Genomic DNA, 13,200 nt, shown 5'->3' on the forward strand with positions numbered 1-13,200 from the left:
TCGAGGCTGGCTTGGATCCAGACGATCCATGCGTCCTTGGCGATCTCCTTCAACGCCGCCTTCTCCAGCTCGGCTTCGGCGAGAAGCCTTTTCAGGGTGGAGTTTTCGCGTTCGAGGTCTTTCAACCGTTTGGCGTCGTCGGCTTTCAGGCCGCCGAACTGGTTGCGCCAGCGGTAGTAGGTGGCCTCGGTGATCTGTAGAGTCCGGCACACATCGGCTACCTCCTTGCCCTCGCCCAACAGTCGATCGGCCTCGCTCAGCTTGCGCACGACCTGCTCAGGGGTGTGCCTCTTGCGTGTCGCCATGGTCTTCGAGCCTTCCTGCCCACTATGTGGGCCGCAAGGCTCTCACAATCCCCGCCGACCGACTCATCAACGAACTCGACCGCATCGCCGTCGACCGCGGCTACCCAGGCGCGCTGCGCTGCGACAACGGCCCCGAACTGGCCTGCCAGGCGATGGCCGACTGGGCGGGTGAACGCGTCGGTTTGGCGTTCATCCCGCCCGGCCAACCCTGGCGCAACGGCTACATCGAATCATTCAACGGTCGCCTGCGCGATGAATGCCTCAACATCAACAGCTTCTGGTCCCTCACCCAGGCAAGGGTCGTAATCAGCGACTGGAAGGACGAATACAACCACCACCGAAGACATTCTGCGCTGGGCTACCAGACCCCGGCCCGATACGCTGCAACCTGCATCCACCGATAACCGGCTCTCACACCCGGTTGATGTGGCCCCTTGGAACTGGTCCGCGCTTGTGAGAGCTGAGGCAGAGTGATCATCGGGAGGTCACTGTGCCGAAGTCGTATTCGTCGTCTGTGCGTCGTCAGGTGTCTGCGCGGTTGCGCAGCGGGGAACCCGTCGCCGAGATCGCCTCGGAGACAGGCATTTCGCCGGCCACATTGTTCCGGTGGAAGGCCCAGGCGCTGGTTGATGCGGGAGTTCGGGACGGAGTGCCCAGCACGGACGCCGACGAGCTGGCAACGGCCCACAAACGCATCGCCCAGTTGGAGGCCGAGCTGGTGTTGACCCGTGACGCGTGCGCGCTTTTCGACGAAGGGGTGGTGATCTCCCCAAAAGGAAAATCGCGATCGTCGAAGGATTGATCGCACTTGGCCATTCGAGTCGGTCGGCGTGCCGGATCACCGGGTTGAACCGATCGACCTTTCAGTTTCATCGCAGCCGCCCGATGCCGACCCGCCAAGTGCGGCGCATCGTCGTGGCAGATGCGATCGAGGAGATCCACCGCCGCTCCCGCGGAATATACGGGAAGCGGCGAATCCGCGCGGCTCTGCTAGCCGAACACGACATGATCGTGAATCTGAAACTGGTGGAGGCGATCATGCGGGAACGTGGCTTGTCGGGGCTACCGCGGAAGCGCCGCCGCAAACCTAGTCTGATGGGTATCAGTACGCCGTCCGACCTGGTGCAACGGCGGTTCACTGCGGATCGTCCGAACCAGTTGTGGTTCACAGACATCACCGAACATCCCGCTCGTGACGGCAAAGTGTACTGCTGCGCAATCCTGGATGCGTTCAGCAAAATGATTGTTGCTCGGACGTTTTCGACGATCGCGGATACCGCATTGGTCAACAACGCAGTGAACATGGCCGTTCGGGAACGCGCACGTTATGGGGTGACCATTCTGCACACCGATCACGGCACTCAATTCACATCGTGGGCATTCGGCGAGAACCTGCGACGGTGGAACCTGCTGGAATCGTTCGGAACCGTGGGAGATTGCTTCGATAACGCCGTCATGGAGTCGTTCTGGGGACGCATGCAAACCGAGCTCCTCGACACTCGAAAGTGGTCCACCACACTGGAATTGACCATCGCGATGGCTGACTACATCGACAACTTCTACAACGTGCAGCGGCGTCACAGCTATCTCGGCCACATCAGCCCCGCCGAGTATGAGATGCTCTGGCACGACATCCAACCCAGCCCTCAACTCTCATAACGGCGGCCTACCGGCAGGGGGCCACATCAGGTTGACCGAATCACGGGGTCCCGTCAGGGCGGCATACGGGTTGGGGCAGGGCCCATAACAGGCCATCATTATCAGGTGAACGACTTGTGGCTCGACGGTTCGATATCGCCGGACGCGGACACCGAACTCGATATCTTCGCCGAAATCGACGACCACGGTGTACTCGATGCAATGCCCGACGGCGTCGTCTTTGACATCGAAGCCGTCCCGACTCCCGCCGCGGTGTTCGACGACCAGACAGCGGTGGGCTTGGTCCTGCACGGTGAACTCGTCGGCTACCTCGACTACGACATCGCAGGGGAGATGCATCCGCTGATCATGCAGGCCAACTCGCTCGGGTTCGCTGTCAAGATGAGAGCGAGGATGTACCCGGCGGGCGAAGATCGACGCCTCGAATTGAGGGGAACCTGGCCGAGCCATCTGAGGGCATGGCTGTCACTGCCCCCGGAGTTGCGTGGCTCGCAGTTTTTCGAAATCGAATGGGCTCGCGCACTGTGGGGTGAGGAGTTCCAACCGCAGCGACACACCGTGCTGCAGCAGGCCGACCAGCTGATCACCGAGTGCCGACTCCAGTTGCGCGAGGGCACTTCGGAGGTCAATGTCTTCGGGTCGCAGATACACATCGCAACCGTCAACGCGGGGTACGGCGACGAATGTGAGGACGCGGTCCGGCGCGTCGAATCCGGCCAGGATCGTGGCTACGCCAAACTCCGTCGGTTGGATCGCGGGCACATCGTCGTCGGTGTCACCGTCGCCGAACCCGGCAGCGAAACCGGCCTGCAACACAGACGCGAATCGTTTCTGTGGCCCGACCAACGCGATGCCGCCGAGCGCGAAGAACGTGAACGATTCGAGCGCGCCAGGGTCGCTGGCCTCGTAGACGGCAAAGACTTCCGGGCGTGGTTCGAGAAGGTTCGGACTCTCAAGCGCGCCGGGAAGAACAAGGCCGCGATTCGACTGCTCGAGCGCCTGTTGGACGCCGAGGCCGCAGCATCCGCGATCATCGAAACCACACCGACCGCTTGGATCACCGAGCACGCCGCCATCGTTTTCCGCAAGCTTGACGACCTGGAAGCCGAAGTCGCTGTCCTACAACGCTATTTGGACCACTTTCCACCAGGTCGCGGGCCCCACAAAATCACTGCTCGACTGAGAAAAGCCCTGGAACTGCTCGACTGATCCACCGTCGGCGTCCGGATGCACGACAGCTCAACAGCCGAGTGGGCCGACAAGGTGGTGGTCGACGGGATTAGTGACAGCTATCGGTTGTCGTCACAATTACTAGCCGGGGATGACTTCGATTGGGGTGCTTGCGAACCGGTCGACAGCAGGTCAATCGATCAGTTCCCAGGATGGCGGGCGCGTAGTGCCGCTACATCGCCGGGCCGTGGCGGCGCGGTGACGTGTCGCGGGTGGTTCTGCGGTCGCGGCGGCGTGGGGAACGCGTTGTGCGCGAGGGTGTTCCGGGTGGGAGGGGTGTGGTGTCGGTTGGTGCGATTTCGGCGCGGATGCGCTCTTCTTCGTCGTGTGTGTGTTCGTCGAGTTCGTCGCGGCGTTGTTGCTCGGCGAGGGCGGCGTTCAGTGCGGTGGTGAGTTCGGTGATGCGGCGTTGGGTGTCGTCGTGGCGTTGTTGGTTGCGATGTTGGCGTTGGGTGTCTTCGTAGATAGCGGCGGCGAGTTCTTGGGCGAGGGTGTCGGGGTCGTTGGTGCGGGTGAGGATGTCGTCCCAACGTTCGGGGGTGGCTCCGAGATCGAGTGCGGTGTTGTGGGTACGGGTGGCGTGGGCTTCGGCGTCCTGGTATTCGGTGTCCAACATGGCAACGGCTGCTTCGGCTGTGGAGATGTCGTTGTCGAGTTGTCGTCGGGCGCGGCCGCGCACGTTGTGGTTGAAGCGGCGGGCGCTGAGGTCTGCGAGTTCGGTCCGGGCGTGTTGAAGTCGATGCTGGGCGGCGTTGGCAGTGGTGCGGGCGTTGCGTGCGGTGGTGATGGCGTCGGCTTGGGCGTGCAGGCGCTGGTGGGTGGCGTGGGTTTGGTCGGCGACGGTGTTGGGGGACAGTGTGGTGTCGGTGTGGTGTCGGGCGCGGCGGAGCTTTTCGCGCGCGGTGTTGATTTCGTGGGTGAGGTGGGCTGTGGCGAGCATCTGTAGTCGGTTGCCGCGCAGGCGTTCTGCGATCTCGGCGGCGGTGTCGCGTACCCGTCGCCGGGTCTTGGCACTGGGGCGGGTGAGGGTGGCCACCGGTGTGTCGGACGTGGTGGGGAGTTGATCCTCGTTGAGGTGGTCATCGGTGTGGTTGGCGGTGTTTTCCGCGCGCAGGAGTTGGCCTTCGAGTAGTTCGACTTCGGCACGGGCGTCGAGCACGGAGTCGAGGTCGAGGTCTTCGGCGGTCGCGTGGGCGGTGTCGAGGTATTCGAGGGTGGTGCGGGTGGTGTTGTGGGAGGCGGCGAAGTCTTGCCAGGCTTGTTGGGCGCGTTCGGCGTTGGTTTTGGCTGTGTCGGCCTCAGCGCGAGTGCCCTCGGCTTCCATACCGAGCAGGGTTGCGTGCAGTTCCAATGACATCGCGGTGAGGTCGTCACCCTCGGATCGTGCGGCGGCTGCGTCGTTTTGGGCGATGGCGTAGGCGTGTTCGGAAGCGGTGGCGGTGTGTTCTGCGCTGCGCCATCGGTGGTGGGCTTCGGTCGCCGCGATCCGGTAGCTGTTCTGGGTATCGGCACTGCGGCGCAGCGCGCGCAGCATCGGTTCGGCCGCCCGTTGGGCCTGTGCTTGACCGGCCAGGTATGCCGACCACAGTTGCATCGAGCGGCGGCGTGCGGTGTCGAGGTCGGCGCGGAGGCGGGCGACGCGCTGTTCGATGGGCAGGTCGGCGTAGGGGATGGGTGTGGGGTCTGCGGGTGCGGTGAGGTCCCAGTCGATGAGGACTTCACCGCTGATCAGGTCTTCGAGGCTGGGCCCCGGTGGTGTGTCGAGGACGTCGATGGGTTGCTCGGGTGGCTCCTCGGCCAGTAGTGCGGCGAGATAGTCCTCGTCGGTGGTCTCGCTGGTGGTGATCGCGTGTTCGTCGAACGGCCGCAGTGGTGGTGGGTTGTCGGCGGGGTCGGGTGGTAGCTGCTCGGGTTCCGGTGGTGGCTCTGCTGCGGTGAGGTCGGGGGCGATGGGAATGGGCGCGGTGTGCAGGGTGGTGATGCGTGCGGTGAGGGCGGCGGTGAGTTGCTCGGGTAGTAGCGGGCCGTCACCGTGGTCGAGCAACGTTTCGGTGGCGAGTTCGAGAATGTCGGCGGGCAGCCAACGCTGCTCGGCATCTTCGACGGCGGCGAGCAGAGCAGGCCAGGCGGGATCAGTGACTACGTGTTCGGCTGTCTCGGGCCCGAGTAGCCGTTGCAGGGTGGGAAACCAATCGGGGCGCAGCGCGGCGGGGTCGGACAGAACTGCAGGGGCCAGCAGGTGCGATAGTCGCCACCACAGCGCGGCAGCGGGATGTTCGTCGGGCAAAGGCTGTGCGGCGGCGGTGGTTTCGGCCAGGGCGGCGGCATCCTGTCCGGCGCGTGCGGCGGCGGTGAGCCGGTCGGCGAGCACCGGCCAGTACGGGTCAGCGGTCAGGCGGGGGTCGATCCGCTCGGCCAACGACGCCCAGCGTGCCGCGGCGCGGTGCGGGCTGCCCAGCAGTGCGGCGACGCGCCGGTCGAGGTGTTTCTGGTAGCGGCGTTCCCGGATGGCGTAGCGATCCGGGCCGGTCGGATGCCGATCGGGCTCGGGGACCGCTGCTGCTGCCCGCCACACCGCGATATCGGCCAGAAGCGTGCGTTCCGGTGTGACCAGGGGGCGCGCCCACAAGGGTGCGGTTGCTGCGGTCCAATCCTTTGCTTCGGCGGTGAGTTGTTCGGCGAGGTGGCTGATGAGATCGGCGCGGGCGGTCAGGTAGGGCCCGAACACGGGGTGCTGTTGGAGTGGGGGCGGGATGCCGGTCAACCATGGCAGGGGTCCGCGGCCGGTGGAGTGGTTGCCGGTGTCGTCGAGGCGCCAATCCAGCACGGCGGCGACGTCGCGTGCGGTGTCGACTTCGCGTCTGCGGTAGGCAAGGCGCAACTCGGCTACGGCGTCGGTGCCGGTGATCGCGATGGCGGCCAGGTGCCCGCGCAGTGTCGCCCATGCCGGTTGATCGGTGAGCCCGGGACGCAGCGCTTCGGCGGCGGTGTCGATGCGCGCGAGTTCGTTTGGGCCGAGCAGGGATTCAGCGGCCGCGCCCACAGCATGGATGTAGGCGTCCACCGCCGGGCCGAGCCGGTGCCGGGGCTCGGCGAGTTCACGGGTGAGGGTGGTCGCGGATTTCTGGGAGCCGTCGCGGCCCAGGCTGCGGGTGAGCATGTCCACGGCGGTGGCAGGGTTCATCGCGGCGTCGCTGATGAGGGTGTGTTCGTCGCCGGTGAGCGCGCTCGGTACGTACACGTCGTTGCGGCGCGCCCCTCGGGTCAAGGCCATGTAGAGGTCGTTGCAGGTTTCGTTTCCGGTGAGCACGGTGTGGCTGGTGTCGGCGGTGATGCCTTGGGAGGTCATGATCGTGCAGGCGTAGCCGAGGATGACCTCGGTGGCGACATAGTCCGGCGGCAGCACCGTGGACAGGCCGGTGTGCAGGTGCGTGACCGACAGCGCCCCGTCGGGGTGGACGTGGTCGACGCGCCACCGCGATCCGTTGCGGACCCAGTCGCTGGCCGACAGCGTCAAGCGCCGAGCGTTGGCGGTGGTGCGGATGATGTCCCCTGCCGAGACGACAGTGTCGTCGTGTAACGGGATTTCGGGTCCGCTGGTGGCCCACAGCGTGAGGCGGTCGGCGCGGGCACGCAGGTTGAGTTCGCGGGTGATGGCGTGGGTGGGGGCCATCATCACCGAGTCCAGTCCCGCCGCGCAGTCGGCGGCCCACGCGTTGTAGGCATCGTCGGCGACCGAGACCCAGTCGCCAGCGTGCACCCGCCCGTGGTCGAGATAGAACCCGAGCGCGGCAGGGTCGCCCTCCCGCAACGCCAGCGACGCGGCAGCTTCGTCGTGGCGGGGATTGCCGTGCGCGTCGCGGAATCTGGTGACGTGCTCGAGAGTCAACGCACCGTGTTCGTCGGCGATGGCGCGCACGATGCCCCCGGCCGAGATCGCGGCGAGTTGTTTGTCATCGCAGATCATGCGGACACTGCCGCCGCGCGAGAGCACGTATTCGATGGTCTGGTCGAGCTGGGCGGTCGAAGCCAGCGCGGCTTCATCGATGACAACCATGGTGGTTTCGTCGATGTCGCGGACCCAGTTGGGGATTTTCACGGTGATCCCGCGCTTGGCGGCGACTTCGGCTAGGCGCAGGCTGTAGAGGAGTTTGTCGATGGTGTCGCAGGTGGTGCCGATTTCCTCGCGCAACACCGCTGCCGCGTTGGCTGTGGGCGCCAAACCCAGTACGGTGCCGCCTTCCTCCTGCCAGGCGCGAGCGAATACCTTCATCGCGGTCGTCTTACCGGTCCCGGCGGGAGCCAGAGCAAGCTGCACGCGGGCTCCGGAGGTGGCGAAGTCACGGATCAGCGCGATCTGTCTGGGATTGAGCGGTTTGTCGGGATGGTTGGCCTCGTACTCGAGCAACGCCACACCGACAGTGACCTCCCCGGTGTGGCGGCCGTCGCGCCGCGCGGCGGCGTTGAGGATGCGTTGCTCGGCTTCCAGGATCGGTGCGCTGGTGTAGGACTGGGCACCAGCGGTGAAATACACCGAGGTCCCGTCGCGGCGACGCAACACGGCGGGTTCGTCGAACCGATCAGGTAACTCCAGAGCGATACTGCGCGCCGGAGCGAGGGCGGCGTCGATAACCCGATCAGCGACGTCGGCGACCACGTCGGGGTCCAGGTTCGCCGCGCGCACCAGCCGCTGGGCTTCGGCGCCAATGTGATTGATCTGCCACGTCGCGCGTTGCTCGGAAACCTGTTCGACTACCGCGTCGGCTGCCACCGCGACCCAGGCATCGAGCTGCTCGGGTGTCATCGTCGCAGCATCGTCATCAGCGATGTTGGGGTGCAGAGCGGCATGAACCATGTCCGACACCGCGCGTTCGGAGCCCAGATGCGCGACCGCTTCGGCGTGCCAGGTGGCGAGCTGCTCGGCTTCGGAGCGAGGTTCGTGTTTGACCTGCCGGGTTTGCACCGAGGCGAGGTCGGCGAGTTCGTAGGCCTCTCGCGGTGACGGTTCACGCCCATACTTCTGCTGGAATTCGCGGACGAGTTCACCGCGGCGGACCTCGATCGCGGCATTGCGGGAAGACCACAACTCACACAGCGACTCCGAGATCCCGACGACTGCCCGGGTGCCGCGCTTGGTCGGATTCTTGTTGGGGCGCTCGACGAATCGCAGCCCGAGTCGTTGCCGCAGCAGGGTTTCGATGCGCGTGTTGTACACCTCGCTGGCCCACACCGCGAACTTGTAGAGCGTGCGTCCGTCCAGGGCCAGCCATCGCCCGTCGAGGGTTTGCACCTTGTTGGATATCGCGATGTGGGAGTGCAGATATGGGTCACCCGCGCGGGAGTCGCGGTGGGTGAACAGGGTCGCGACCACACCGGTGACGTCGACTTGGGCGACGCCGTTGGTGCCGGTGCGGGTGAACACCGCGTGCTGTTCGAAGAAGGCCACGGTGTAGGCGGTGGCGTCGAGGTGGGCTTGCGCGATGATGTCGGAGGTCGGTTTCTTCGCCAATGCCCAGAGCGCGGAGATGGATTTGTCTTCGGGGTAGAGGGTCCAGTCGTAGCCGGCGCAGGCTTGGGTGCGTTGGCGAGAATTGCGGGCGATCCACGACGACAGTTCACGCTCGTCCAACGGTGGGCGGGCGAACTCTTCGGTGAACATGGTCCGCCCGAGGTCGGTGCGGATCGTGGCGCGTATCTCCTTGGGCAACGCGGTGTTCCACTTCAGGCCGCGCTCGATGTTGTGGTCGCTGAACGCGGAGGCCAGGGCCTGCCGAAATTCTGACGCCTGTGAGTACACCTTGAACGGGCAGCCGAGGCGACTGTATGCGAGCGCTTCGGTGGCGGCGCGTTCGGCAGCGCGAGCCGCCGCGGTGCGAGCACTCAAACCGCGGGCGCGATAGCGCTGGAAGTGCTGCGGGACAAGTTCTTCGATCTTGGCGGCTTCGATGGCGTCGGCGTTGGGGTGGCGTCCGAGGCCGAACAATGCCTTCATCTGTGCTTCGGTGACGACGTCGCCGACATTGATGTCGTCGAAGGCAGCCAATCCGGATCCCAGCCAGTGGCCGGGGTTTTCGCCCTTCATCGAGTAGTAGTCCGATAAGGTGGCGGTTCCGCGCTCGCTGGAGTCCATCGCGGCTACTTGTTTGGTGAGGTAGGTGTAGCCGTCACCCGCGCTGAGTTTGTGGAGGTTGCCTCCCACTCTTTCGACGGTACCGGAAGTGAACGGCCAGAATGCAAGAGATATGTTGTGAGTGGGGGTATGCAAAAGAAGGACTAGTTGACGGGCTGCTGCTTGTGTTGTCCTGTTCGGGTGAACCTTTCGGTGTTCGGAGTTAGTTTTCGGGGGATGTTGCGGAGTTCGGACGTAGGTTGCGGGTTCTGAGGGCATGGGACCGCTGTGGCGGGCAGTCTGCGTGGCCGTGCCGAGCCCGAGCATGATCTTTCGGCGGCGCACCGTCGCCGCAGGGGAGTTCGAGCTGACCTACAGGAGGAGACGTCGACGGGATACACATGACCCCGAGCGTCGTCGAGCCGACCTGTCAGGCACCTTTTGTCCAAGCCCAGGCCGTCAGCCGCCACACTGTCCCCACCTTGCCGAGCGCGACGGTGAAGGTTGAACGGGTTGCGTTGCCTGCTTGCCCTGCAGAGTGACCGTCATGGTGGCGGGAACAACGACATACGCGTGGTCGCCGGTGACGTCGACGTGCCGTGGCTCGCCGAGCGCAATATGGTAGTCCGACGCTCCTGCGTGCTCGCCCTCCCTACGCACGTCCCTCCACCAGCCCTCGCTGGCTGTCGGTCCCTGCCACACATGCGGCGACATACCGTCGAGTATCTGCATCGGGTCAGCGCACAGCGCAGCCATCGCCTTCGAGTCACCGTTGTTGAAGGCATCGACGTATTGGAGCACCACCGCCATGGGCGGCTCAAGGGCGATGTCCATACTGGGGACGGTAACCCGAGTTCCCCGCGCCGGGACGAATGACGCCGTCGTGTCGTCGTTCGTCTTCGAGACCCGGCACCGATGTCCCCCAAAATCCGCAAAGTAGGTCCCAACACTTCGGCGGCCTGAACCATCCGCGCAACCTTTCGGGTCGCAGGTCAGCTACTCGACGTCCGCAAAGTTCGACCGGAACGGACAGTTGTTGTCCTGTTCGGACGTACCTTGCGGTGTTCGGCGATAGTTGGCGGGGGCTATATGCGAGACCGCACGAGGGTGTCAGCAGGTTGGGCTGGGAAAACCGCAGTCGTGCGGCCGGGCGACAGGTTCGGGGAGGTCATCCTCGCCGCTCGTGGTCACGACCACTCCGCCGGGCCTTCGAGCGTGAGGTAGCTCCGAGTCACTCCCAGCCTGTATCCGGCGGTCGATCAGCTGGTGCTCATCCAGCCTGCTGGGCCACGGCGGAAGCTCCACCGCACACAGCACGCACACCCCGGAAACGCTTGTTTGCCGCTCCTGACGCGATCCTCAACGGGTTCCCCCGTGATGGAAGCGCCGAACGAGGCTGTGGCGGTACTTTTCAAGAGTCCCGATCGGCGAATGAGGTGTCTGTGCCACGTATGCCCAATGCCCGGCTTCAAAAGCTCATGCAGGCTGGGGGGTTGTCGCCTGCACAGCTCGCGCAAATGCTGAGGACTATGGCCGCAGAGCAGGGTCTGCCAGCGGTTTACGACGTCACGACTGTCAGACGCTGGATGAACGGAGCCCCACCCAGGCCGCCTGCTCCTGCTCTGCTGCTCGAAGTGTTGAGCCGCCATCTCGGCCGTGTGGTGACGGCATACGAAGTGGGACTCCCTCCACCTCCAGTACCCGAGGCATGACCCGCCGATTCGGCGTGCGGGTCGGTGGCTGCGGGTGACTGCCCGGCCGGGCGAAGTGGGGCGTTTCTCGTGCTTGATACGAAACAGATGGTTGAGGTACCGCGTATGGATGGGTTCCCGCCGCCCTACTCGCTGCCCTGGGACCTGCATCCGCTGCTGCCGGGTGGTGATGGAACAGGTCGAACCCTTCCCGTTGCCCTGCAACCGGGGCGGTTGGTGGTGTCGGACAAGGGCGCTGGCGAGCCGGCGTTCTGGCTCAGCGACGGTCCGGCCGACTATTTCCTCTGGAAGCGGTTGCTGGCCGAGCATGAGCAGACCGGGTTCTGGCCGCTGCTGCTGGGCCTCGATGGCGAAGGCGATCCGTGGGCCACGGGCGAAGTTTCGTTCGAGGGTGTGACTTCTCCTGCGGACCACGATCCGGAGGCCGTGCTGCAGGAGTGGTGGTACCGCTACGTCGTACCCGGCCCCGTCGATACGGCTCCGTTCGGCGCGCACTGGCCCGCCGGTCGAGCACCGGCTACGCTGCAGCGGTCCGATCCTGGCCGCCATGCTGAAACCTTCGGCGCCACACTGCTCTACGACGACCCGTCGCGGTGGCGACTCGGTTTGGTCGCAGCGAGTTCCGCCGATTCCGTTGCCGCGATCGGCTGGCGGGAGGTTGCCAACCACACCACTGACATCGCCGAGATTTCGGCGGTGTTGCGGGATTGGGAGCGGCGTTATGGGACCCGCGTCGTGGCGATCGACGATGGCAGCCTGCACCTGAGTGTGTCCGCGCCACCCGGTAAACGCGACGAGGCCCTTCGTGTCGCGGCAGAGCACTACGCGTTCTGCCCGGAAGACACCTGGTCAACGACCGTCGCGCTCATCAACAACGAGATAGTGCCCTGCTCGGGTACGGTCCTCGCGGAATATGCCGAAACGCTCATCAACAACAAGTTCTGGATTTTCCATTGGTACTGATCCGGATCAGTGCCTCGTCGAGAAACGTGGTCAGTGGCGTACGACAGTCATCGTCAGTCTGCCGAAATCCGCAAAGTAGATCCGAACACCCGCGCCGCCGAACGGATCGGTCAACCCTGCGCGCCGCAGATCAGGTGTGGCTCGATCCGAAGGGTTCGCGCGGAACAGACAGCTGCTTGTGTATTCGGAGATAGGTGGCGAAGTTCGAAGATAGTTGGCGAGAGGTTGGCGAAGTACAGACATAGATGGCGAAGAGTGAGAGTTGATCTGGCCGAACGGAACTCGCGTCTGCACGACAGACCGGTATCTGCACCACCTGGCACGGACTTCGCCACGTATCTCCGAACAGCCCGGCGTCCGGGCCATTAGCAAGACCTGGCCAACCGCGGCTCGGCCACGCGGATGCCCGCCACCTTCGTCCGGGACCGACATGCGGCACTTACTGTGCATGAATCTCTAGCGGGTGAAGGGTTTTCGGTGGGTCGCATCGTTGCCTGATTGTGTTGTATTCCGCGCGTACGGTGGATTCCAGACGATGTGAGCGGAGGAGGAACCGTGATGGCAGGGACCAGGAAGCCCGCGGTGGCGGCTCGGCAGAGCGCCAAAGCTCTCCTCGCGCAACGACACGCGCAACAGTTGGCCGAGCAGCGGGCACACATGCAGGCCGACGAAACCGACTTGGCCGCCTTCGTCGAGTGTCAACGCGTTATCGACACCGCAGACGAAACGTTGACGGCCGATCTGACACGCGCAGCGCGGCAGTACGACCGCGACTTCACCACGGCCGTCTCCGAGTTCCGAAGCGCGCTCGATCAGGGGGCGACAAATGCGACCGGCAGGAAGGGGCGCCGAGACGTTGTGACGGAGCAGTCGAGCATCGCGGCGTTCGGTGACGCTCTCGACCAGGCGGCCGCGGCCCAGCGTGCAGCCGCGCTCGCGGCGGCGGCGCGGCGGGCGGCCACCACCGCAGGGGCCCGCGGTCAACAGGGCCACGCTTTGTACCAGTTACGGAGTCGGGGTATGAGTATTGCTGATATCGCCGCCGCGACAACGCTGTCGGCCGCGCGGGTGTCTCGACTGATCAAGCAGCGGCCCACGGTGGCCGATGACACATGGGATCCGACTCCCGTGCTAGCGGACACGTGATAATCCGGCTGGGCGGACATTTGGCTCCGGGCTGGCGGACATGATTTCTCCGGATCGGCGGACATCTGGATCTCTG

At 64.9% G+C, this 13,200-nt stretch carries 7 protein-coding genes and 2 pseudogenes; 6 read left to right on the top strand and 3 right to left on the bottom strand.

What is annotated here, in order from left to right; all coding sequences use genetic code 11:
* Nucleotides 1-35: 35 nt before the first annotated feature.
* Nucleotides 36-305, bottom strand: a pseudogene (locus ACIBG0_RS39680) (transposase); the annotation flags it as partial.
* Nucleotides 306-349: 44 nt separating this feature from the next.
* Here ACIBG0_RS39680 and ACIBG0_RS39685 point away from each other — a divergent pair.
* The 4 genes and pseudogenes from ACIBG0_RS39685 to ACIBG0_RS39700 all read left to right on the top strand — a co-directional run.
* Nucleotides 350-709 (top strand): annotated as a pseudogene (locus tag ACIBG0_RS39685) (integrase core domain-containing protein); the annotation flags it as partial.
* Nucleotides 710-795: 86 nt separating this feature from the next.
* On the top strand, nucleotides 796-1,107 hold the full coding sequence (locus ACIBG0_RS39690; RefSeq protein WP_397040382.1) for a transposase: 312 nt from the start codon (nucleotides 796-798) through the stop codon (nucleotides 1,105-1,107).
* A complete protein-coding gene (locus tag ACIBG0_RS39695; RefSeq protein WP_397040384.1) occupies nucleotides 1,041-1,964 on the top strand; it encodes an IS3 family transposase in 924 nt (307 codons plus the stop codon). The genes ACIBG0_RS39690 and ACIBG0_RS39695 overlap by 67 nt, the downstream gene beginning before the upstream one ends.
* A 105-nt stretch (nucleotides 1,965-2,069) precedes the next feature.
* Nucleotides 2,070-3,173 carry a hypothetical protein gene (locus ACIBG0_RS39700; protein ID WP_397040386.1) on the top strand — a complete coding sequence of 368 codons (1,104 nt, stop codon included), beginning with the start codon at nucleotides 2,070-2,072 and terminating at the stop codon, nucleotides 3,171-3,173.
* A 193-nt stretch (nucleotides 3,174-3,366) separates the two neighbouring features.
* Here the strand turns inward: ACIBG0_RS39700 and mobF are convergent, their stop codons facing one another.
* Together mobF and ACIBG0_RS39710 are read right to left on the bottom strand one after the other, a co-directional pair.
* Nucleotides 3,367-9,393, bottom strand: coding sequence for a MobF family relaxase (gene mobF / locus ACIBG0_RS39705; RefSeq protein WP_397040388.1), 6,027 nt, complete (start codon nucleotides 9,391-9,393; stop codon nucleotides 3,367-3,369).
* A 369-nt stretch (nucleotides 9,394-9,762) separates the two neighbouring features.
* Nucleotides 9,763-10,137 (bottom strand): nuclear transport factor 2 family protein, encoded by a 375-nt coding sequence (locus ACIBG0_RS39710; RefSeq protein ID WP_397040391.1) that lies wholly within the window; start codon nucleotides 10,135-10,137, stop codon nucleotides 9,763-9,765.
* Nucleotides 10,138-11,120: 983 nt separating this feature from the next.
* Between ACIBG0_RS39710 and ACIBG0_RS39715 the strand changes: the two genes are divergently transcribed.
* Nucleotides 11,121-11,978: a DUF4253 domain-containing protein gene (locus ACIBG0_RS39715; protein WP_397040393.1), complete on the top strand. Its 858-nt coding sequence runs from the start codon at nucleotides 11,121-11,123 to the stop codon at nucleotides 11,976-11,978.
* 558 nt (nucleotides 11,979-12,536) lie between these two features.
* Entirely contained in the window at nucleotides 12,537-13,124 is a 588-nt protein-coding gene (locus ACIBG0_RS39720) for a hypothetical protein (protein WP_397040395.1), read from the top strand.
* Nucleotides 13,125-13,200 lie beyond the last annotated feature (76 nt).

It is taken from the genome of Nocardia sp. NPDC050630, assembly GCF_044457245.1.
Lineage (GTDB): Bacteria > Actinomycetota > Actinomycetes > Mycobacteriales > Mycobacteriaceae > Nocardia.